At 58.2% G+C, this 22539-nt stretch carries 21 protein-coding genes and 3 pseudogenes; 20 read left to right on the forward strand and 4 right to left on the reverse strand.

What is annotated here, in order from left to right:
* Positions 1–197 precede the first annotated feature (197 nt).
* Positions 198–485 (reverse strand): annotated as a pseudogene (locus tag AC1DM5_RS21150) (L,D-transpeptidase); the annotation flags it as partial.
* Between the two features lie 160 nt (positions 486–645).
* Between AC1DM5_RS21150 and AC1DM5_RS21155 the strand changes: the two are divergent.
* A complete protein-coding gene (locus tag AC1DM5_RS21155; RefSeq protein ID WP_477824176.1) occupies positions 646–1494 on the forward strand; it encodes an EamA family transporter in 849 nt (282 codons plus the stop codon).
* A 485-nt stretch (positions 1495–1979) separates the two neighbouring features.
* Positions 1980–2288: a DUF1127 domain-containing protein gene (locus AC1DM5_RS21160; protein WP_477824175.1), complete on the forward strand. Its 309-nt coding sequence runs from the start codon at positions 1980–1982 to the stop codon at positions 2286–2288.
* A 26-nt stretch (positions 2289–2314) separates the two neighbouring features.
* On the opposite strand, the gene aepY is transcribed toward AC1DM5_RS21160, so the two are convergent.
* Entirely contained in the window at positions 2315–3466 is a 1152-nt protein-coding gene (gene aepY / locus AC1DM5_RS21165) for a phosphonopyruvate decarboxylase (protein WP_477824174.1), read from the reverse strand.
* A 162-nt stretch (positions 3467–3628) separates the two neighbouring features.
* On the opposite strand from aepY, the gene aepX reads away from it, so the two are divergent.
* Entirely contained in the window at positions 3629–4537 is a 909-nt protein-coding gene (gene aepX, locus AC1DM5_RS21170; RefSeq protein ID WP_477824173.1) for a phosphoenolpyruvate mutase, read from the forward strand.
* A gap of 110 nt (positions 4538–4647) precedes the next feature.
* Here aepX and AC1DM5_RS21175 read toward each other — a convergent pair whose 3' ends face one another.
* Positions 4648–5319: a GntR family transcriptional regulator gene (locus AC1DM5_RS21175; RefSeq protein WP_477975539.1), complete on the reverse strand. Its 672-nt coding sequence runs from the start codon at positions 5317–5319 to the stop codon at positions 4648–4650.
* A gap of 120 nt (positions 5320–5439) precedes the next feature.
* Between AC1DM5_RS21175 and AC1DM5_RS21180 the strand changes: the two genes are divergently transcribed.
* The 17 genes and pseudogenes from AC1DM5_RS21180 to AC1DM5_RS21260 form a co-directional block, all read left to right on the forward strand.
* Positions 5440–6315: a LysR substrate-binding domain-containing protein gene (locus AC1DM5_RS21180; protein WP_477975541.1), complete on the forward strand. Its 876-nt coding sequence runs from the start codon at positions 5440–5442 to the stop codon at positions 6313–6315.
* Between the two features lie 110 nt (positions 6316–6425).
* Positions 6426–7574, forward strand: coding sequence for an NAD/NADP octopine/nopaline dehydrogenase family protein (locus tag AC1DM5_RS21185; protein WP_477820239.1), 1149 nt, complete (start codon positions 6426–6428; stop codon positions 7572–7574).
* The gene (locus AC1DM5_RS21190) at positions 7574–8809 is read left to right on the forward strand and encodes an MFS transporter (protein WP_477820240.1); all 1236 of its coding nucleotides are present in this window, start codon (positions 7574–7576) and stop codon (positions 8807–8809) included. The genes AC1DM5_RS21185 and AC1DM5_RS21190 overlap by 1 nt, the downstream gene beginning before the upstream one ends.
* 67 nt (positions 8810–8876) lie before the next feature.
* Positions 8877–9320 (forward strand): discoidin domain-containing protein, encoded by a 444-nt coding sequence (locus AC1DM5_RS21195; protein ID WP_477820241.1) that lies wholly within the window; start codon positions 8877–8879, stop codon positions 9318–9320.
* A gap of 5 nt (positions 9321–9325) precedes the next feature.
* Entirely contained in the window at positions 9326–9760 is a 435-nt protein-coding gene (locus AC1DM5_RS21200; protein WP_477820242.1) for a hypothetical protein, read from the forward strand.
* A gap of 10 nt (positions 9761–9770) precedes the next feature.
* A complete protein-coding gene (locus tag AC1DM5_RS21205) occupies positions 9771–11102 on the forward strand; it encodes an aspartate aminotransferase family protein (protein WP_477820243.1) in 1332 nt (443 codons plus the stop codon).
* Complete coding sequence (locus AC1DM5_RS21210) at positions 11099–11812, forward strand: HAD family hydrolase (RefSeq protein WP_477820244.1); 714 nt, start codon at positions 11099–11101, stop codon at positions 11810–11812. The genes AC1DM5_RS21205 and AC1DM5_RS21210 overlap by 4 nt, the downstream gene beginning before the upstream one ends.
* Positions 11813–11824: 12 nt before the next feature.
* Positions 11825–13252, forward strand: coding sequence for an MmgE/PrpD family protein (locus AC1DM5_RS21215; protein WP_477820245.1), 1428 nt, complete (start codon positions 11825–11827; stop codon positions 13250–13252).
* A gap of 377 nt (positions 13253–13629) precedes the next feature.
* On the forward strand, positions 13630–13824 hold the full coding sequence (locus tag AC1DM5_RS21220) for a hypothetical protein (RefSeq protein WP_477820246.1): 195 nt from the start codon (positions 13630–13632) through the stop codon (positions 13822–13824).
* A 30-nt stretch (positions 13825–13854) separates the two neighbouring features.
* Positions 13855–14052 (forward strand): annotated as a pseudogene (locus AC1DM5_RS21225) (IS3 family transposase); the annotation flags it as partial.
* Between the two features lie 152 nt (positions 14053–14204).
* Entirely contained in the window at positions 14205–15215 is a 1011-nt protein-coding gene (locus AC1DM5_RS21230; protein WP_477820341.1) for a LacI family DNA-binding transcriptional regulator, read from the forward strand.
* A 45-nt stretch (positions 15216–15260) separates the two neighbouring features.
* Positions 15261–16553, forward strand: a complete 1293-nt coding sequence (locus AC1DM5_RS21235) for an ABC transporter substrate-binding protein (RefSeq protein WP_477820342.1) — start codon at positions 15261–15263, stop codon at positions 16551–16553.
* Positions 16554–16625: 72 nt separating this feature from the next.
* Positions 16626–17558 (forward strand): carbohydrate ABC transporter permease, encoded by a 933-nt coding sequence (locus tag AC1DM5_RS21240; RefSeq protein WP_477820247.1) that lies wholly within the window; start codon positions 16626–16628, stop codon positions 17556–17558.
* On the forward strand, positions 17551–18444 hold the full coding sequence (locus tag AC1DM5_RS21245) for a carbohydrate ABC transporter permease (protein ID WP_477820248.1): 894 nt from the start codon (positions 17551–17553) through the stop codon (positions 18442–18444). Before AC1DM5_RS21240 ends, AC1DM5_RS21245 begins: the two co-directional genes overlap by 8 nt.
* A gap of 2 nt (positions 18445–18446) precedes the next feature.
* Positions 18447–20147: a glycoside hydrolase family protein gene (locus AC1DM5_RS21250; protein WP_477820249.1), complete on the forward strand. Its 1701-nt coding sequence runs from the start codon at positions 18447–18449 to the stop codon at positions 20145–20147.
* A 13-nt stretch (positions 20148–20160) separates the two neighbouring features.
* Positions 20161–21207 (forward strand): ABC transporter ATP-binding protein, encoded by a 1047-nt coding sequence (locus tag AC1DM5_RS21255; RefSeq protein WP_477820250.1) that lies wholly within the window; start codon positions 20161–20163, stop codon positions 21205–21207.
* Positions 21208–21336: 129 nt separating this feature from the next.
* Positions 21337–21694 (forward strand): annotated as a pseudogene (locus AC1DM5_RS21260) (DUF2493 domain-containing protein); the annotation flags it as partial.
* A 39-nt stretch (positions 21695–21733) separates the two neighbouring features.
* Here AC1DM5_RS21260 and AC1DM5_RS21265 read toward each other — a convergent pair.
* A complete protein-coding gene (locus AC1DM5_RS21265) occupies positions 21734–22531 on the reverse strand; it encodes an SH3 domain-containing protein (protein ID WP_477820251.1) in 798 nt (265 codons plus the stop codon).
* Positions 22532–22539: the final 8 nt, after the last annotated feature.

Consider the following 22539-nt stretch of genomic DNA (forward strand, 5'->3'; position numbering starts at 1 on the left):
TTGGGTGAGCAGGTCCTGGAACTGCATCGGAAGTTTCGGCCAAGTCGGAGCATCGCAAACGACATTGCAGCTGTGGGTTCTTGGGTAAAATCCGCCAGTTATCCCTGAAGACTATGTCCAATAGGCAGTTGCTTGCCGCTCACGACATCTGCCAAGACAGGGGCGAGCCCCCGATAGTTCGGTCAAGCGATATCCGGCTACCGCTGGACGATCACCTGGGTCCCCGGCTGCACCATCTCGTATAGCTCCTCGACGTCTTCGCGATACATCCGAAAGCATCCGCTCGACGCGTTGGTGCCGATAGAAGAGGGGTCGTTGGTGCCGTGTATGCGTAGCAGTCCGTCGGCAAGATAGATCGCTCGGGTACCGAGCGGATTTGACGGGCCTGGCCCTGCGACGGCTGGTAACCTTGGATTTTTCTGTCGCATGCTTGCAGTTGGCCGCCATTCGGGATGCTCGCGCTTGGATACAACGCGCTCATATCCCATCACCGTCGCAAATAGCTCTTCAATCCGTCGTCATCAGGGGCTAGTGTCAGACCACTCGCCGCTCTTCCCTTCCTGGCTCCTGACAACATTGAAAGGCTCGTTGAGAGCACCGACGTTGAGAGTGGACTAAGCGTTTGACGATGGAGCAGGGGGCCACTTGAGCGTAGAGGTTTTCTTTCTTGTGCTGCTGTCGGCAGTTATGCATGCTGCGTGGAACAGTCTAACAAAAGTAAATATAAGACCTTATCCGGCTCTTGCCGCTCTCAACATCATAGCAGGTCTTTTCGCGTCGTTTGCGCTGGCGTTCATCGGCCTGCCTCACGGCGAATGGCTGATTCCGGCGATTGCCGCTTCCGGCTTGCGGCAATGCTACTACTTGCTAATGGCGAAGGCTTACCAAGGCGGCGATCTGAGCCAGGTTTATCCTGTGGCCCGCGGAACTGCGCCTGTCCTGACCGTCATGTTGGCAATTCCTCTCCTTGGTGATCACATGTCCGTCACGAGCGTCGTCGCACTGTTTCTAATAATGGCAGGTGTGATGATTGTCGGTCTGGCGAGATCGGCGGGCTCCACCACGACCGCGTTCAACCCGCTGGTCCTCGCGCTTGCTGCGGGGGCTACAATCTCCTGCTATACATTGCTGGATGCCTGGGGCAGTCGCGCCTCCTCCTCCGCCATTTCTTACGGGCTGGTAGGAGCTACACTCGACGGTGTGATTTTCCTGGCCATCTATGCATTCTTCCTCAGGAAGGAACTGCCCGACCGCTATATAACTGCAAATGCCCTCCAATTAGCCGCTGGATCGCTCTTCGTGATCGCTTCGTACGTTATATCGGTATGGGCGGTGACGGTTGCACCGGTCGCTCTCGTTTCGGCACTGCGGGAGACTAATATCGTTTTTGGCTTAGCGATTGCGGTTACGGTTCTGAAGGAGCGGTTGAACCGAAGCAAGATCATAGGCAGCTTTGCAATATTGATGGGGCTGGTGTTGCTGCGACTAGCCTAGACGAGAACGACGCAGCGATAGCGACTGCACGAGGGACGCACGGCGACGAGGAAGGCGATGCCGATAGTGCTTGCGGATCGGTCGGGATCGCATGCACCAACCGCTCCCTTAGGCACGGTACCGAGGTGAGGTTGAGGAACCATATAGGACTGAAATCTCGCCGCTATGACATCCCCCGGAATTGGGGCCTGGGTGAGTGACGACGAGGATCGGACATGTGGTAGAACCGCAGCCGTACCTTCAACCTCTCGGCCTTTGTCTACGGGAGGATGGGAATTGGGCCTGCTCAGCGACGCGGCCCTTTCAGTTTCTTGGGTTCGCACTCAACCGAGGTGACACCTACGACCTGAAGGCAGCGTGGCTGGTCGTTTGACCGTCAAGCCGTTGTGAGTATTTTGCACAAACACACGAGAACTACTGCATGGCGCGTGCGGCGATACAGAGCCATAACGGCGACAGACTTGTTGGCTAGCAGAGGCGCGTGGATGAAGCAAGATTTCCGAAGACGCATTCGTGAAAAACACGAATTTCGCATTATTGCGAACGACATCCAACTCCCGATCAGAGTTTTGACAACTAGGAGTCATCGGACCAACAAGCCAGATGCTTCGCATGAATACGAGGAAAGCATCTTCACGCTGTTGTCACTGCTCAAGCAATGGCGGCTTCGTATAAAGGAAAGGCGAGAGCTGGCACGTATTTACAGAACGATGCCGGATGAAGCGCTCGCAGACCTGGGCCTGACGCGTGAAGAGGCCGAAGTCGAATCGGGCAAGCGATTCTGGCGACCTTGATCGAGCAGGCGACTTGTTTCCGCGTTCTAGCCAACCATCCCACTGACGAAATTCCGAAAGCGTCTGGAGACTTCAACGGGACCAACGGAGGGTCGCCCCAGTTTAGGGGGAGAACCAGGAGCGATCCTGAGGTGCAGAAATGACGGTCCATCCGTCCAACTGCTGCGGAGCATCTCATTTAGCGCAGCGGCGTTGTCGAAACTAGCTACTCTTTGATAACCCGCCGCAGCTGCTATCCCCGCAAAATCGGCAGTTCCAGACGACGTGGCTTGCCCGCCGGTGGAATCGTGAACTCCGTTATCAAGAAGAATATGTGTAAGCCGGCCAGGGCGATTCGCCCCTATTGTCGCAAGGTTCCCGAGTTTCATCAGTGCTGCTCCATCGCCATCGATCACTAAGACCTTCCTGTCTGTTGTCATCGCGAGGCCGAAACCGATCGCGGAGGCACATCCCATGGACCCTACGACGTACAAATTCCGCTCACGATCCGCAACGGTGAACAGCTCTCGTCCCGTCTTTCCGGTTGTGGCGACGACGGCGGTTTCGGCAGGGATCGTTTGATCGATGATCGAGAGAGCGTCGTATCTTGTCAGATAGGGTTCACCATGGTGCATACGTGCAACGGAGCAAGCGATGTGTCGTGGAATCGAAGGTTCCACGATAGGTGCATGGCTCCTCAAATCGTCTTTTCTCACGATGATCGCGAAAGGAAGGCCCGTCGCGTCCATATGGTCGCATGCCTTCTTGAGGAGAAGATTTCGCTCGACGGTATCGCGGGGGAACTCCTCAAACGGAACCCGTAGTAATTCCAACAATGAATGGGTGACCTGCCCCATTAGTTCGTGCTGCGGCTCGTCTGCCAAACCGGGCTGTCCACGCCATGTCACAATCAAAAGGCTCGGGATTTTGAATGTGTGATTGAGGGACGTGATGGGATTGACGAGATTCCCCAATCCCGAATTCTGGAGGAGGACGACCGGGCGTTTGCCGCCGAGCCAGGCTCCGGCAGCAATACCGCCAGCTTCGCCTTCACTTGTGGCAATCACGAACTTTGCTTCTTCCGAAGCGATCACCTCGTTGATAAGCGGCTGTAGGAACGAGCACGGTACGCCGGTAAAAAAATCGAAACCGTGCTCAAGCATTTCGGTCAAAAATAAATCAGCGCCCACACCAGGCATAGAACACTCCGGTCGTTGTATATGGTCTCTGCAATTGAGCGTAACAACGTCAATTTTATAAAGCCGATATTTCTCCGAGATGTATGTATTGTCGGGAGTTTATGTCGCCAATCTCGGACTGAATGGTTCACGGTTTCTTCGTTTTCCTGAAGGAGCGAACCTATGAATAAACACGACGACCCCGTATTCGCCGCGTCCGAGGTCCTTAGAACACTTATTTACGATCCAGAGATGCTCTTTGTTGCGGAAGCGCATGACGCTCTATCCGCTGGCCTTGCTGAGCGGGCCGGGTTTAAAGCTCTTTGGGCGTCGGGTCTGACAATTTCGACAATTCTCGGCTATCGCGACGCAAACGAAGCTTCCTGGACCGAAGTCGCGGACACGGTCGAGCGAATGCGCTCTCGTACTGCGGTGCCGATCCTGGTTGATGGCGACACCGGGTTCGGAAATTTCAACAATGTCCGCCTTTTCTCAAAAAGGCTTCTCGCTCGCGGTGCGGCTGGCATTTGCATTGAAGATAAACTGTTTCCCAAAATGAATTCGTTCGTCGGGGATAACCATCCGCTCGCGGAGGTCGAAGAATTCTGCGGACGCATCAAAGCCGCAAAAGACGCGACCGCAGGAGGACTGCTTCTCGTGGCACGCATCGAAGCTCTGATTGCTGGGCACGGTCTGCAAGAAGCTCTTCGTAGGGCACACGCGTATGCGGATGCAGGAGCTGACGCGATTCTGATTCACTCGAGGAAGTCAGAGGCAACCGAAATTCTGTCGTTCGTCAGCGAATGGAAAAACCGTCTGCCTGTCGTCATCGTACCGACCAAATATTACGCGACTCCCACTGAGAAATTCCAGCAAGCGGGCATATCTACGGTCATCTGGGCGAACCATGGGCTCCGGGCGTCGCTCGCCGCGATGGAAAACCTCTATCGGCAACTCCACAAGGAGCAGTCATTGCTCACGATCGAACAAGGGGTGGCAGGCTTGGAGAAGATATTTGAAATTTTCGATTATGGCGAGCTTGACGTGGCGGAGCGGCGGTATCTGCAGGCGACTCCGATGGCGGCTGAGTGAAGTATCAACCGATATCCTCGAAGTGATGCCACGATAAACAAACAATGGCCCACTCTCAAGCGAGGTGGGCCAAAGCAATTATTATCCGTTTGCGTGAACAGGCATTGTGATCAGGTCCAAGCTCGCTTCGCGCCGGAATGATCGCCGAGGCCGAGATCGTAAGCAAACGGAGTTGGTCGCCTCCCATTGACCACGTCTCTGACAAGGTTGGGTAAATCTTCGGAGAAACGGCGTCTCGCCTGGAGCAAAAACCGCGACAGGCGGCGAGGGTCCTTGATGTCAAGCATTTCGATCAAATCCGATTTGAGCTGCTGACGTTTGGTGCGGTCTCCCAAGTGCCGTTCTATTAGTCCGAACGACCGGTCCAAAGCATTTGAAAAGAGCATCCTCACCTGTCGGTTTCTACTCGCTGCGACAATGTTCTCCAGAAATTCACAATAGCCTTGCGCGTCCAGATCGATTTCCTGTTCGAATTGGAGGCGAGGCGAGCAGTGTAGAACGACATGATTCAATATGACGTCGTTTGCTTCATGCAATTCCATCTGTTCGGTCAAGTCCACTTCGCGCGCATAGTACCCGCGGTTAGCTTTGAAGGCGACTAACGATTCAAAGTGAAGTTGAGCTAACGCCTCCCGAACTGGTGTCACACTGCACTTGAAACGTTTGGCAAGGTCCACGATCTGAATATGCTCTCCGGGATAGATTTTGTGGCCCATAATTAAAGATTTGGCCATCGTGTAAGACAAGGAAACCTTGCTGGGGTGGAATTGATCAATGCGCATATGCGTCGGGACTCCGCTCAATCGTTGATTGTATTCTCCCGGCGATGTTTATTTTTCTTTCATATTGCTGTCATACGAATATAGCTAGGGTGCCTGTGAGTATTCCTCACGGAGAAATCGATGCGCCAGTTGCCACCCATGTCATCTTTGCGTTCCTTTGAGGCAGCGGCGCGTCTCGGCACCATGACTGCGGCGGCAAGCGAGCTCGGTCGCACACATGGTGCAATAAGTCGACAGATAGCCCAGCTCGAGCAAGCCACGGGCCAGCCACTGTTTCATCGTGCCGGGGTCTCACTTAAACTTACGCCTGCTGGTTCCGATCTATTTACGGTTACCGTCGAAGCGTTGGACAGACTCGAGCAGAGCTTCACAAGCATTCGCGGCGGAAGGCAGAACCAGGTGATTACGCTTGGATGCGGATCGACGTTTGCCTCTCGATGGCTGATCCCGCGCTTGCCACGTTTCTACGAACTCCACCCCAATGTGACTGTGAAAATCGATGTGTTAAAACGCTTCGCCAGTGAGGCACGAGGCGTGAGCATAGCGACGTCATGGGACCGATTGAGTTACCCCGTACCGGAGGGGTCCAACGTGTACGTTCTTGGAGACGTGGAATTCGTGATCGCCGGACCCCCGCAACTTGATATGGAGGTCTCGAGTAAGGCCTTCGATATGCCGACTCGCCTCCGGTCCCTGACTAGCCCGCATCACTGGGAGGCCTTCGAACAAAAGACCGGGTTCGCGATCCACGCGAAGACCACGATGGACTTCGCAAACACACAGCAATGTATTGACGCGGCCGTCGCCGGATTGGGCTTCGTTCTGGTCGAGGCGCGGCTAATCGAGGACGAACTGAAGACTGGCCGGCTGATTGTACGTCCTCCTAGCTGGCGGATGGCTGCCGGTTTCGTTGCGATCACGGCAGGTCAAACTCCTTCAAGCATGCTCCGGAAATTTATCGGCTGGCTGGTCGCACAGAGCCCCAGTAACAGGTAATCACGAAATCGCTGACGGCCCGGTTTCGACACCGCCGACTATCTTGACTTTATATTCCGAATAGCGAGCGCTGCAGCCTACTACTCTCTCAATCCAACGGGAGATTAAGTATGAGCTCACTGAATATCGTTGTCTCGGGTGGCGGGCGAATGGGCCACCTTTACGTCGGCCTGCTTTCACAATTGCCCAACGTTCGTGTCAGTTGGCATACCCGCAGGGCAGAGGCAATCAAGGCGAATATGCCCGCGGAGGGGATGAGTCTCGATGTCGAGGGAGTTGGCACCGTCTGCGCCGTGCCGCGAAAAGTATCCTCCGATCCCGCCGAACTTCTATCGGACGCGGACGTAATCCTTCTCACCCAGACCGCCAATGGTCGGCCGGATGTTCTGAGAGCGATGGCTCCCTGGTTGCCAACCGATCGAAAGGTCTTCCTTGGCGGTTCGCCTGGTTGCGGGGGATTCGACTGGCTGGTGGAAGCGATCATCGGGCGCAGACCGAACGTCGTTACCTGGGCTTTCAGGAGTGTTCCGTGGAATTGCCCGTCAATCGACGTGGGCCGTGCCGCTTCTGCGATCGGCCGAAAGACGACGGTCTATGTCGGCTTTGCCGATGGCGTCACGAAAGGCGATCGTGCCCAAACGCTCGAAATGTTGAATGCCATGTTCGACATGCCAATCGAAGAGCTTGGCCATTTTCTTGACATCACGCTCAGTCCAAAGAGCATCATGCACCCTTCGGTGCTGTACGGGCTCATGGGGCCGTACTCCCAATGGTCCGGAAATCCGTTTCCGGAACGCATTCGGTGGTGGACCGATCTTTCTCGGCTCGGGGCATATATCTTAGCGCGATGCGACTCTGAACAGCAGATGATTGTACACGCTGCCGAGGCGGCGCTTGGCATCAAGCTACCTGGAGCCGGCCCGCTCAAGGAAAAATTGGCGGAAACCTACGCGCCACACATCGGGCAGTCCGATACGCTGCTCAACGTCCTGAGGACAAACTCCGCTTACCGGAGTTTCATCCCGTTCGTTCAGGTGGATGGCGGATATGTCTTCGACACCAGGATGCCAGGCCTTCAGGAAGATATTTTCTTCGGACTTGCGCTTCTTATTGCGCTTGCCGACCGCCTAAACGTGAATGTGCCCCACTTGAGGGAGGTCATGGATTTCTGCCAACAGCTCGTGGGCGAAAGCACTGAGACTGCAGTCGAGTACATCCCTCGTGCCTGGCCGCGAGCAGCCATTGGGGATGCCGCCTGATGGACTCGTCCAATGAGCAGCATCGGCTCCCCCTGTGGCGTTTCGCGGTGATCGGTCTGGCCCAGATCATCGGCCACGGCTCGCTTTATTACTCGCTCACCGTGCTTGCCGATCCGATAGCCAATGACTTCGGTTGGCCAACGAGTTCGGTGTACGGGTGTCTCTCCGCAACCCTTCTGGCCGGGGGCTTCATGAGTCCTCTGGCAGGACAGTTCATGGATCGGCATGGTGCGCCGAAGATGATGGTAATCGGCGCTCTCTGCGCCACAATTTCGCTGGCCATGTTGAGCCAAACCACGGGCGTAGTCGGCCTCGTTTGCGCGTTTCTTCTCCTGCAGGTGGCCTCGTCCTTGACCCTATACGAAGCCGTGTTCACCGCATTTGTGCAGATAGACGCGTTGCAGGGTAGAAAATATATCACCCGTATCACACTGTTCGGCGGCCTATCGTCGACGGTGTTCTGGCCGTTGACCGAACAGTTGCAGATATGGCTGGGTTGGCGGGGCACCTGCCTGGCATTCGCCACACTCCAACTGCTGGTGGTCTTGCCGATCTACGCCCTGTCGTGGGGAGCCAGGGATCGGCGAGAACGACGCCGAGTCGTCGAGGCTGCAACTGGCCCGGTTCTTAAAGGAAAAGAAGTGTGGCCGGCTCTTTTGCTTGTGACGATTGGCTTTGCTCTGTCCAGTTTTGGCTACAACGCCATTAATCTGACTCTGGTAACTGCGATCAAAAGCTTCGGTATGGATGCGGCGACTATAACGTTCCTTGGAGCGTTGATGGGGCCTGCGACGATCGCCGGCAGGTTCGGAGAGGCGATCTTTGGCGCTCGTTTCCATCCATTGGTGACCGCCAGGCTAACGGTGGCACTGCTAGTCTGCAGCGTATTGATCGTCATCTTGGCTCCGCACCATGTTCTTCCATTGGGCGTGTTCATGTTGATATTCGGACTCAGCAACGGGCTGACCTCCATCGTGCGCGGCACCCTTCCGCTCGCGCTCTTCGGACCCGACGGCTATGGCAAACGCGTCGGTGCAATCAATACGGTCAGGGTTATTGTCGTATCGGGTGCGCCGCTCCTGTTTTCTCTGGCACTCGAGGGCCTGGGACCACTAACGGGATTTGTCATCGTAGGCGGGCTCGGGCTGCTTTCTTTGGTCTGCTTCGCAAGCATTCGTAGGCCGCATCGGGAAATTTCGTCGAACGAATTGACTGCGGCAGACGCCGAAGCATGACGGTGTCGCCGAACGGGAACGACGTAGGCCGCCCAAACTCAATCAGCCACAAGCGTAGGAGGAAGGAATGCATCTAATCCGTGATTGCGTCGTCAGTGCATCATCGGGCTGTCACCGATATCCGTATTGGAACGAGCAGTTCCTGTTCGATGGCCGTGACGACACGGGCTGGTGTACCCCCAGTCGCTCGAACCCGGCGACCGAATATCTCGAAATCGAACTACCGAAACCGGTCACTGTTCAAGAGATACGGATGCTTTCTCGCCAGATAAACTCTGACGCAGGCTTTCCCAAGAGAATTGTTGCGAAGACGCTCGAGGGTGATCGCTGGGTTCCGTTTTGGGAACAATACGACATCCAAAACAAACCGAATAAGTGGCATGCATGGGCGCTGAGGTCCCCTGTAGCAAGTCGAATTCGGCTTGAATTCTCGGAAGTCGCGCGAAGGCCGGAGGGTAAATACTTCCTCCAATTCATGCAGCTGCAACTACTATCGTCCGAGGAGGGGTGAACACAATGTACAAGAGATTCGACTGGAACACTCTGGCCGGGGCAAGCGCGGATCAGGCGCACAAGGCCGGCATGTGGAATGACAAGTCATTCAGCTCAAGTATCTACACATTGGCACCGAATACCGATTTCGGGCCCTATCGCTTCATGGATTCGGATGCGCAGTACGTGGTGCTTTCGGGGCAAGGTACTCTCTACTATTTCGAAGGCGAGGCATTCCAGCCAGGTGAGTTTTACCAACCTGATCCGGTGATCAAAGTCGACCCGACGCCGAAGCCCTCCGTAATCTATGAGCGGGCAAAGGAAGCACTCGCTCTCAAACCGACCGATGTATTGGCGGTGCGGGCAGGCGCGTTTCATGGACTGCGGTCGGACGATGAATTGATCGTCCTTGTGACCCATTCGTCGACGCTTCTTCGGTCTCAATTCGTAGCGCGCTGAGGGCGGTCCCATGCTCGATTTATCACCTGAACCGGTGCCGCCAATCCAGACGAAGTTTCGACGAATAGTCACTCCGTTGCCGGCACCAGAAAGCTTATCACTTCTTCAAAGTCTCGCTGAAGATGAGCCGCGATCGGTTCAAACGCAGTTTCCCACCGTTTGGGAGAGGTCCGTGGGAAGCCAAGTGTATGATCCCTACGGAAATATATGGCTGGATTGGACGGCGGGGGTCATCGCAGCGAACCTTGGTCACGGACGGGAATCTGTGAGCAAAGCGATTATGGACGCGGCCTCCCTGCCGTTGCACCATTCGTATGTTTTTCCGACACGGCAGCGAGCCGACTTTTCCAGATTGGTGAAGGACCGATTTGGTTATGAAAGCGTGTTGCTGCTCACTACCGGAAGCGAAGCCGTTGAAGCAGCCATCAAGTTGGCTCTCGGGCATTCCTGGAAGAGGAACAAGCTTGTTATCGTGAGCTTTGACGGTGCATTCCACGGCCGCACGATGGGTGCACAATCCGTCGGCGGGATCGCGTCACAGCGCGAATGGTTACCAGGCCAGGGTGTAACCTTTGTCCGCATTCCGTTTCCATCCAGGGAGGCGCTGGACAAAAACTTTGATCCGCTCGCAGCGCTCCAGCAGGTCGAAGCCGACTTGGGAGTGGCAGCGGTCTTGCTCGAGCCGTACCAAGGCAGCACGCTTGAGGTTGCCGATGCGGCCGTTGCCCGGAGCGTCCAGGACTGGTGCGCTCGCAACGGGGCGGCGCTGATTGTCGACGAGATTCAAGCCGGGTACGGGCGGACCGGGGAGATGTTCGGCCATTACCATCTCGGAATCAGGCCCGACATCATTTGCTGCGGAAAGGGGATTTCCAACGGTGTTCCCATGGCCATGGTTTTAAGTTCGCGCAGGTATACAGAACGATTTCGGCCGGGAGAGTTATCCAGTACGCATTCCGGTAATCCTTTGGGGCTGGCAGCGGGAATGGCCGTCCTACGTGAGTTCGAGGACAGCGATATTCTCGGGGAAGCTCAAGCGCGAGGCCGCGAGCTGCGCAAGGGCCTTGAAGACCTAATGACCCGTTTTCCTGAGCTTATCCAGGACGTCCGTGGAATTGGACTGTGCCTCGGCTTGGTTTTCTTGGATGCGCGAAGCTGCATGCTGGCTGCAAAGCGAACCTGGCAGAGCGGTCTGCTCGTATTCACACCCATCGGCGTAAAGAAGAACATTCTTAAATTTACGCCTCCTCTGACCGTCACCGCGGAACAGATCGAAGATGGCCTGCAAGCACTTTGGAGCGCCATCGCAGAAGTGAGTCGAGAACAGGAGTTGATGCCATGAATTTTGCCTTTAAGGCGGTCGTCTTCGATCTGTACAGCACACTGGTGTGGGAAGACCCCGCAAATCCGTTTTACGACCGCGTGATAAAGGATCTGGACGTCGAGCCTCAAGCTTTTATGCGGGCTTACCGATCGCTTGGTCGGGCATCGATGTCGGGCGACCTGAGGAGTATGGGTGAGCGCGTTGAGGCCGCCGCTCGGACTGCTGGCTTTACGCGACCCTCATCCTTGGCGATGGAAATCGGAGAGCAGCACCTTCCGCTGTGGCTTCAAAGCGTGAGACTTTACCCCGACACGCACGATGCCCTCGATTTGCTCAGAAGACGCGGCTTCAGGTTGGGCCTTTTGAGCAACGCCTCCAGCTATTCCGAGCACGTGTTGTCGATGACAGGACTGCGCAGGCACTTCGACGCGGCCGTTCTATCGTACCAGATCGGGCAAATGAAGCCCTCCGCTGAAGCGTACCGGTTCGTAACGGACCTGCTGGGCGTCACGTCGACCAGCTGTATCTTTATCGGAGACGGCGGCGACCAGGAGCTTTTCGGTGCAAGGGAATACGGGATGACCACCGTGTTGGTTGATCGAAAGCTTCAGCACTCAGAAGGCGCACTGAAGGACGCATCCTTCCGGGTTTCATCGCTGCTGGAGGCGGCGAATGCGTGCTTCAGCATTCAGACAGAGGAAGTGACTTACGCAGTTTCCACCGCGTGAATAGGTGATGAAATGGAAAACAACGATCTCGCTTCCACCCTGGTTATTCTAGCGCGACGTCGGAGTCTTACGCTTCAGACGCAAAAATCCCGGGTCGCGGCATTGAAATCGATAATTGACACGGTGGGATGCATTATTGCGGGGAGCCACCATGCGAGTCCCTCCCTGTCGCGGAGCAACCGACATCCTGGGAATTCGGTCATCCTGTGTGACCCTCAGTCGGTCTCCCCGGGGGATGCTGCGCTCGTTAACGGCTATCATGCGCATTTTCTCGATTTCGACGATAGCCTTTATCCGGCACAAACTCACCCGTCAGCGGTGATCGTTCCTGCCCTGTTTGCGGCGGTGGGAGAACTGGACGTTAACGGCGAGCGGCTACTGACTGCATACACTTCGGCTTTTGAACTTCAGGGCACGTTGGGAAGCCTTTGCGCTCAAAGAATGTATGACGATGGTTGGTGGACGACCGCGTTATTGGGAGCTCCGGCGGCCGCACTTGCTGCAAGTGACATTCTAGGTCTGGACGATCCGACCGCCACGAATGCGGTTACTCTGGCAGTAGCTGCGTCGTTCGGAATGAAGGGGTGTTTTGGCTCTCATGCCAAGGCACTGGGCGTTGGGTGGGCATCACGGGGTGGGATGGAGGCTGCGTTGTTAGCTCGCGATGGCTTCGTTGGTCCAGCGAAGATACTGGAAGACCCACGCGGTTTCCTGTGCCTGAGGGGAGTGTCGGGACAGACTCTATGGCTTCGCGACGTTCTCTCTCTCGATCAACCGGGACCAACATACAAGCTGTATCCAACGTGTACGGCAACGCATGCAACAATCGACGCTATCCTTGCGCTTCTAAGCGAGGGCCTGCGTCCCGCCGATATCGCGAGCATATCCGTTCATGTGAGCAGGTATGCGCTCTCGTGCCTCACCTTCGATCGTCCACAAAGCCAGGCCGAGGCGCAATTCAGCCTTCAATATGCCGTCGCTGCTGCATTGGAATACGGCAAGATGGGCATCGAACAACTTCGCGAGGAGTTTATCATTAACCCGAGAATTTTCGACTGGTATGAAAAAATCCAGGTGTTCGAAGAGTTTGCCGAGCCTATTGCGCTCGATGGCATGGAGGGTGCGGGTCAGGAGGGCGCGTTCGTCGAAATCTTCGACAGGCAGGGAAGCCGGCATTGTCGGCGAGTGTTGCATGCAAAAGGACAAACCTTGAACCCGCTAGAGGCGTCTGAACTGGACGAGAAGTTCGTCGCACTGACTTCCGGTGCGTACAATTCGTCGGACGCGCGGGGGATATTGCAAGCCCTGAGAGATATTCCCAGCTCGCCCAGCGTCAGTGGCATTCTCTCGGAATTGCGAGCGCCGTCGAATAGACTTGACTTTGACGGAGGACGTGGGGGTTTCCATCAACCCCCGATACAGGCCGAATTGCAAGCATAGCATTCTATGCGGCGGCGCAAAGTTTCACCTATCGTTCTGCTGTGGGAATGCAGTGGCACGGCGAAGTGGAAAGCCCTGCTCATTACAGGCTCTTCTGCCTCGCCGCCCTGCTAACCGAACATGTCAGCGTTCGCGGAATATCGAGCTGGGTCGCGATGTCGCGAGGGCTTAACTGACACCGCGAAGAGTAACGACGTCTCCCATCTCGATAAGTGAGCGGCGCAAATGGAGCCGCCGTCGCTACGGCGGAATTTCGGTCGCAGCAGGGTGAGCCGGAACTACGTCGATCCCGGGAAGGATGAAAGCCAGTCTTGAAAGGTAGCGGGACCGTCATTTCTGGGAGTTGATCTGAATCCACGGGTGATGCAGTCCTGCCCATGAATAAGCGCCTCGAAGACCTCAAACTCAAGCCCGACCTGCTGACCGAGCTACGGCAGTGGGGTTACTCAACGGTCAGCGACCTTGCCGTGTTGGACAAGATCGACATCCTGAAGATGCCTGGCGTCACCGGGCATGAGTGGCGGAATATTGCGGCCGCTCTTGAAGAATATCGTTCGTCAGTTCAATGCTAGAGCTTCGGAGCAGGTGCCGCATTCCCGACGTCCGCGGCGTGCGAAGGCTTCTTTGGACGGCTGAAAACGGAGCTGTTCTATCCCCGGGACTGGAAGACCACAACCATTGAGCAATTCATTGAGGTCGTTGAGTCCTACATCCGCTGGTACAACGAAAAGCGGATTAAGATCTCCCTTGGTTCTCTCAGCCCCATCGAATACCGAGAGAGTCTTGGACTTAAAGCATAAAAGTCAGTCCAAGTTTTTATCCGCACCCCAAAGGGGTCAGTTTTGTCCGCTGATCGACAGATAGGTGTTCGGACCGCCGGGCAGTGCGCATAAAAAGCCGCTTGACAAAACGCGTCCGCCGCCGCTATTGGGTAATCGATAACCCAAAGAGGATGGGGAAGATCGTGGCCGTATCGCTTTCTGACATCGCGGAACGTGCGGGCGTCTCGGTAAAGACGGTTTCCGGCGCATTGCACGGCGGCTCCGCCCGCATGTCGGACGATACGCGCCAGAAGATCAAGGCCATTGCGGAAGAACTCGGCTATGTGACCAACCTTGCGGCGCGTGGCGTGCGTCAGGGCTGGCTGCCGCTGGTCGGCGTCGTCTCCGATGGCCTCATCACTTCGCCCTTCGCCACCGAGATCGTGCGTGGCCTCGACGGGGCGGCCCGCGGCGCCGGTATGGCGGTCTTTGCGGTCAACCACAGCAGCGGCCAGTCTATCGGCTCGGTGCTCGACGAGGTGCAGCAGTTCCGGCCGCGCGCCGTTGCTTATGCCGCCATGTACCACAAGGATGTCGCCCTGTCGGACAGGTTGGTGGGTGCCGTCGGCGTCATGATCAACTGCCGCGAGGCTGCCGGCCGCGTCACCGCGCTGGTGCCGGACGAAGAAGGCGGCGCGCGGGAGATCGTGCGTTATCTCCTCGTCGCTGGCCGCCGGCGCATCGCCTTCATCAACCTGCCGGGCATTCTCGCCGGCACGCTACGCGAGATCGGGTTTCGTGCGGCGCTTGAGGAGGGGGGCATCGACCCCGTCGGCGTGTTGCCGGCGGTGCGCCGCAGCGTCTACAGCGACCGCGCGCCAAGCCTTGTTGCCTCTCATGTGGAGGCGCTTCTGAAATCCGGTCAACGGCCGGACGCCATCCTGTGCGGCAATGACCGCGTGGCGATGGAAGTCTATGCGGCGCTTGCCCGTGCCGGCCTTCGCATTCCGGATGATATCGCGGTGGCAAGCTTCGACAACCAGGTCGAGCTTGCCTCGCGGCTGGACCCGCCATTGACGACGATGGCCCTGCCGCACCGCGCCATGGGCCGCCTTGCCATAGAGATCCTCTTGGCCGAGCAGCCCGAACCGCCGCATCTGCGGAAACTGCCGTTCCATATGGTCGAACGGGCATCCGTCTGAACATTGATAGCGTCCAACAGGAGGAGAATGCCAATGAGGATTTTAATGGGTAATCGTTTACTTTCCGCACTCTTCGCGTCCGCCGCGCTTGTCGCAACCGCCGGTTTTGCCGAGGCGAAGACCGTCATCCACGTTATGCACCAGGGCGATCCCGGCTGGGTGAAGGCCTATGGCGACGTTGCCACACGCTTCGAGGCCGCCAATCCCGATGTCGACATCGAGATGATCTACGCGCCGCACGATGCCTATAACGAAAAGTTCAGCGCCGCCGTCATGGCCAAGCAGCTGCCCGATATAATGGAACTCGATGCTCCGTTCCTCGCCAATTATGTCTGGTCCGGCTATCTGCAGCCCGTCAAGCCGCTCATTGACAAGGATCTGCTCGATGACATGACGGATTCGAATATCGCACAGGGCACCTATCCGATCGACAAGGACCTCTATGCGATCGGCCTCACCGACTCCTCGGTCGTGCTCTACGGCAACAGGAAATATCTTGAAGCAATTGGCGCCCGCATTCCGAAATCGGTCGACGATGCCTGGACCCGCGAGGAATTCGAAGGCTATCTCGAAAAGCTTACCAAGCTCGAAGGCGTGAAGTGGCCGATCGACACCTTCCGGGGCTACGGCATCAAGACTGAGTGGATCACCTATGCCTACGGCCCCCTGCTCGAAAGCGCCGGCTGCGACCTGATCGACCGCAAGACTTGGAAGGCCAGCGGCACGCTCGATGGCGAGGCCTGCGTCAAGGCGTTGACGATGATGCAGGACTGGGTGAAGAAGGGCTGGGTCGTACCGACTTCGTCGGGCACCAACCAGTTCTACGCCGAGGGACAGCCGGCCGCCCTCGCTATGGGCGGCCACTGGTTCTACGCGGAAGCATCGGCAGCAATGAAGGACAATATTGTCGTCATGCCGCTGCCGAAGATCGGCGACAAGGGCGTGAGCCCGAACGGAACCTGGATCTGGGGCATTTCCGCGACTTCGGAAAACCCTGAGATCGCCGGCAAGTTCCTGAGCTTTCTGCTGAAGGACAAGGAGTACCGGGAATACGCCAAGACCCAGTCCGCCTATCCGGGCCTGAAGAGCTTCGCTGCCGAATCCCCGCTCTATGCGGAAGGCGGTCCGCTCGCCATCGCCTTTGAGCAGGCTTCCAAGACCGCGGTCGCCCGTCCGCCGCACCCGGCCTATCCGACGATCACCTCGGCCTTCATGCAGGCCGTCGACAAGATCTTCAACGGTGGTGACGCGCAGGAAGCGCTGACGGCGGCTGCCAAGAAGATCGACGAGGATATCGAGGACAACGCCGGCTACCCGCCCTTCGACAAGCAGCAATAAGGGGGTTTGACGGGGCCGGTTCTCCGGCCGGCCCTGGACTATCTCGGGAGGATGACCGATGAGGAGGAAACAATGACTTTGCAGCAGACCTCCACGCCCGTTTTGCGGCATCCGGCGAAACGCCGCGACAAGCAGCGGCTCTGGCAGGAAATGGCGATGATCGCGCCTGCCGTTCTGCTTCTGACGATATTCCTGATCACGCCGTTCCTCTTGTCCTTCTGGACGGCGATGACCAACCAGCCGCTCGTGCCGCGCCCGACGCCGGTGCGCTTCGTCGGCCTCCTGAATTTCGAGCGCGTCTTCACCGATCCTCTGTTCTGGACCTCGCTGTGGAACGTTACGCGCTTCACCATCTGGGTGCTGCCGGTGCAGTGCGGCCTCGCCTTCCTGACCGCGCTACTCTTGCACCAGAAGCTGCCGATGCAAAACCTGCTGCGCGGCCTGTTCTTCCTACCGGCGATCACCTCCATGGTGGTGGTCTGCGTCATCTGGGGCACGCTGTTCCAGTATCCGAGCGGCCCGCTCAACCAGATCGTCGGGTTCCTTTCCGGCGGCACGATCCAGCCGATCGACTGGCTCGGCGACCCCAACTGGGCGATGTTCTCCATCGTGTTGCTTTCAGCCTGGCAGGCCTACGGCTTTCAGATGATCATCTATCTCGCCGGCCTGCAGGGCATTCCCGAAGAACTATACGATGCCGCCCGCATCGACGGGGCAAGCGCGCTGCGCCGCTTTCGGCACGTCACCATGCCCGGCCTTCGCCCGACCCATGTCTTCGTGCTGGTCATTACTACCATCCAGGCCTTCAAGCTCTATACGCAGGTGGCGATCCTCACCCAGGGTGGCCCGAAGGAAAGCACCGAAACCGTTGTCCACTACATGGTGCGCGCCGGCTTCGAGGAGCAGAAACTCGGCTACGCATCGGCCGTTTCCGTCATCCTCTTCGTCATCGTTCTTCTGATCGCGCTCCTGCAACGCAAACTCCTGAGGCGCTTCGATGTCTGATATCGCTTTGAGCCAGCCCACCCCGCTGGCAATCGCAAGGGGCAACGGCAAGAGAAGCCTGCGCATCGTGCAGAGCCTCTGCATCCTGGTCATCGCGCTGGTGATGATCTCGCCGCTGTTCATGCTGCTGATCGCCAGCCTGAAGGACGACCGCTTCCGCATCCTCGCCGACATGGGCAGCTTCCGCGCCTTCTGGGTCAGCGACCCGACGCTATCGAACTACAAGGAGATCGCCCATTTCTCCGGCGAGCTGGCCTATGGCCGATATCTCTTCAATTCGCTGGTGATCCTCGTTGCCACAGTCGTCTCCGGTCTGGTCATCAATTCCATGGCGGGCTTCGTTCTGGCCTGGGGCTCGCTGCGCGGCAAGGCGGCGCTCTTGGCGCTGGTCGTCGCACTCTATGTCATCCCCCAAGAAAGCATCATCATGCCGCTCGTCGTCATGATGTCGCGGGCGGGGCTGACGGATACCTTCGCGGTGCAAATCCTGCCCTGGGTGGCAAGCCCGCTCTATGTCTTCCTCTTCTACCAGTTCTTCGCACAGCTGCCGAAGGAACTCTATGAAGCGGCGGAAATGGATGGCGCATCGCCCTTCCGCATCTACCGGTCGATCTACATGCCGCTCAGCCTGCCGGCGCTCGCCACGGTCTCGATCCTCATGGGCATCGAAAGCTGGAACCAGTATCTTTGGCCGACGCTGGTCACCCAGACCGACTATGCTCGGCCGATTGCCGTCGCCATCGCCACCTTCTTCGGACAGGACAGCATCTACTGGGACCGCGCCATGGCCGCCTCGGTGCTGATGATGATCCCCGTCCTCATTCTCTATCTGGCTTTCCAGCGCTGGTTCGTCAGTTCATTCGTCGGCTCCGCTGTGAAAGGTTGATCATGTCTCTGCAGGCAAAGTCCGAAACGTCAGCACCTGAAATCATCGAAGCGGAGCTCCCCGAAGGCACGGTGCTGCATCTCTGGCTGAAGGCGCGCCATGCCGGCGGCGAGGCGAAGCTCTACGTCGCCGTTGATGGCAACGACATCGGCGAGCCCACGACCCGTCGCACGGGGGAATTTGAGTTCTTCGCTGTCACGCTCGCGAAGGGCGGTCGTGCCACGCTGTCCTATGATGCGACAACCACAGCGCTCTCCGTCGCTTACGCCTTCCGGCCGGAAGCCGTGATGAAGGAGGGTATCCGCGTCCTGCACAGCGATGCCCGCACCGCCGCCCCCGACGTGCCCGGCAGCTACCACTTCCGCCCGCCCTTCGGCTGGATGAACGATCCGAACGGTTTTGGACGGTTCGGCGGAAACGTTCACCTCTTCTACCAGCATTATCCTCATGAGCCGCGTTGGAACACTATGCACTGGGGCCATGCGGTCTCGAAGGATTTCGTCCGCTGGACGCATCTGCCCATGTTCCTCTTCCCGGCGGCGCATCTATCGGAAAAGGACGATGGCCGCGGCGGCGCCTTCTCCGGCTCCGCGATCCCCGGCGCCGGCCCAGAAGGCGAGGAAATCCGCGTCTTCTACACCGAGCATGTGCGTGACCGGCAACCGGAAGAGCAAATCCAGCTTTCCGCCGTCAGCCGCGACGGCATCGTCGCCGGCCCGTCGGAAACCGTGATGCCGCTGCGCCCGGAAGGCTTGAACCTCACCACCGATTTCCGCGACCCCTATGTCTTCAAAGGCCCGGACGGCCGCTGGAAGATGCTGCTCGGCAGCCGCGACAGCCAGGGCGGCGTCGTACTGCTCTATGAAACCGCAGACGCGCAAGGCGCCGATGGCTGGACCTTCCTCGGCATCATCCATCGCGAGGACGGTTTCGGCATGACGGCGGCGGAATGCCCCTGCATGATACGGCTTTCCGGCAAAAACGCAGAAACCCGCTGGGCGCTGATCTTCGGTCTGCTTACCAGCCGCGACCCGGCCACCGGCCGCCGCAACCTCACTTCCGTCATCGTCGGCAGTTTCGATGGCCGCACCTTCACGGCGGAGGTCGAGCAGGAGTTGGATTTCGGTTCGGATGCCTATGCCTTCCAGGCCTTCGTTGATAGCGATGAGCCGGTCGGCATCGCCTGGCTGGCCAACTGGACGGATTTTTCCAGGAAGGACGATTTCCCGACGACCATGACCCTGCCGCGCCGGGTGCTTCTCGACGGCGACACCGTGCTGACCCCGCCGGTCGCAGCCGTCAAAAGCCTGCGCCATCAGTTGCTGGACGACACCGCGCTTGCCGCCGGCAAGACCGTGCCGCTCGGCAACGGCGCCGTCGAGATCGTACTTGATCTCACAGAGCCGGGCGCCGCCTTCGATCTCACCTTCGATCATCCGGATGTCGATCTAGGCGTGAAACTCGATGCCGATGGTCTGGCGATTGTCTTCGACGCTCGCACCGGTAAGACGCCGCCACGTTACGTCGCCACCGGCGCGAAACCGTCGAGCCTGCGCATCTTCCTCGATGCCGGCTCCATCGAGGTCTTCGCTGACAACGGCCGCTGGACGGGGTCCAAACGCATTCCGGGCTTTGCCGCCGCACGTTCGGCAACACTCACCGGCGCCGTCGCAGAGGCCGGCGTCTGGCAATTGAAACTGTGAGGGAGGACAGACAATGGCATCGGTAGCAATCGACCGGGTTCTGAAGCAATACGGCGCGGCCTCCGTTATCCACGGGGTTTCCGCGGATATCGAGGACGGTGAGTTTGTCACGCTCGTCGGGCCGTCCGGCTGCGGCAAGTCCACGCTTCTGCGCATGCTGGCGGGGCTAGAGGATATCAGCGGCGGTGAAATCCGCATCGACGGCCGCGTCGTCAACGACGTCGCGCCGAAAGAGCGCGATATCGCCATGGTGTTCCAGTCCTACGCGCTCTATCCGCACATGACGGTGCGCGAAAATATGGGCTTTGCCCTGAAGCTGCAGGGGCGCGGAAAGGCGACAATCGATAAGCTGGTGAGCGAAGCCGCCGGCATTCTCGCACTTGAACCTCTGCTGGAGCGCCTGCCGAAACAGCTTTCCGGCGGCCAGCGCCAGCGCGTCGCCATGGGCCGCGCCATCGTACGCCATCCGAAAGTGTTCCTCTTCGACGAGCCACTGTCCAACCTCGATGCCAAGCTGCGGGTGACCATGCGCAGCGAGATCAAGGCGCTGCACCAGCGCCTTGGCGCTACCATCGTTTACGTCACCCACGACCAGATCGAGGCGATGACCATGGCCGACAAGATCGTCGTCATGCGCGCCGGCCGCATCGAGCAGATCGGCAAGCCGCTCGATCTCTACGACCGCCCAGATAACACCTTCGTCGCCGCCTTCATCGGCTCGCCGTCGATGAACCTCTTCGAGGGTGGCGTCAGCGACGGCGGCTTCCGTATCGAAGGCGGTGTTTCCCTGCCGCTTCCGCCGCAATTGAGTCAAAGTGCGGCGCGCACCTACGGCATCCGCCCGGAAGACCTCGACATTGCGGAGGTGGGCATTCCGGGCACCGTGCTGACCGTCGAGCCGACTGGTGCGGAGACCCATCTTTCGGTGCGTGTCGGCACGCAGATGGCAACCATCGTGCTGCACCGGCGGGTGGATTTAAAGCCCGACCAGCAAATCCACCTCGCGCCAAAATCCGAGAAAATCCACCTCTTCTCCACCGAAGGCAATCGGATAGACTAATCCCCCGGCGCCTCCCGCTGAGCCGCGTCCGTCATTTGACGGGCGCGGTTCAATGCTGTGACGGATTGGAAGGGTTGGAGAGAGGTTCCGCCCGGTCCGTCATGGAGAAACTGACATGGCTCACGCCGTCCGAAAGGCATCAAGATCGCCTTTAGCGACCATGACCGCATCTGGAGAAAGCTCGATCATGCACATGCCAAATATGCCGACATGGTCCTGTTGCACGGCGGCGCGCCGAAGGGTGCAGAACCCATCGCCGCCTGCTGGGTCGAAGCGCAAAGTGACGCAGATCACCTTCAAGCCGAACTGGAGCAAACATCCTAAGGCTGCTCCGTTCCGCCGCAAGGACGACATGCTCTCCGTCATGCCGTCTGGATTGATCGTCTTCCCGGGCAACGGCATCACCGACAATCTCGCCGACAAGGCGCGGCGCCTTGGCATCCCGATCTGGCAGGCTAGGAAACGGTGCGTGAGCGCCGGATCCTGACGAATGACGTCCTGGTAAGCTACGCGCTCATGCCACCGTCTATCGGTTCGCCTGCTTCCTGAAATTCGCAATCATGCCCGCCGATATATCCTGCGGGTAACAAAGCGGTGCGTATCCGCCGCCCTTGCTGTAAGCACTGCGGCGGCCGCACGACCGCCCACGGCGATCCGTGTTGTACGGGCAGGCGCAGGTTCCCGGATATATCGCGATGGATTCCGCAATCAGTCTCTGGATCACCAGGCTGTCGGAAACCATCGGGGGCGCAGGTGGCGCTTCCCGTTTTTTCTCCGGCTCCTCCGTCTGCTTCTCCTTGGCTTGAGGTGGCGACGGCTGCTGATCACCAAGAAGGTTCGTCGCTATCCATCCGTCGCGTTGGGTGAGGTTGTCCCGAACGTGAGACCAGTCGCGGTTGGTTTCGATCACGGTGATCTCGCGACCGCTGTCATATCGATCGAGGATACCGAACGTTTTGCCGGGTCCGTCTCTCAACGCAACTTTGCGGCCGATGACATATCGGGTAACAGGCTTGGGCTCAGGGTGTGCGTCGACTTGAGCCTTGGGAGACGGCTCAGGGAGGGAGGCTAGATCGGGGCTTGGTTCGGCCTGCTTGGGCGCCGTGGATGTTACCTGTTGCTCTGCGGTTGGAGCCGTTGATACCCGTTCGATATTCGAACGACTCACTGCTACTGGTTCGGGCGGCGATTCCCTGCGTCCGAAGAGGGATGCAATGACGCCGAAGATCAACACCGCGACGATAACCGCCGGAGTCGATTTCGATGTCGTCTTGTGCCGGCGTTTTCGCGCCATATCAACTTCCGATGGAATGCCCGCGACCATGACATTCT

Source organism: Rhizobium sp. 01T437 (assembly GCF_056398505.1).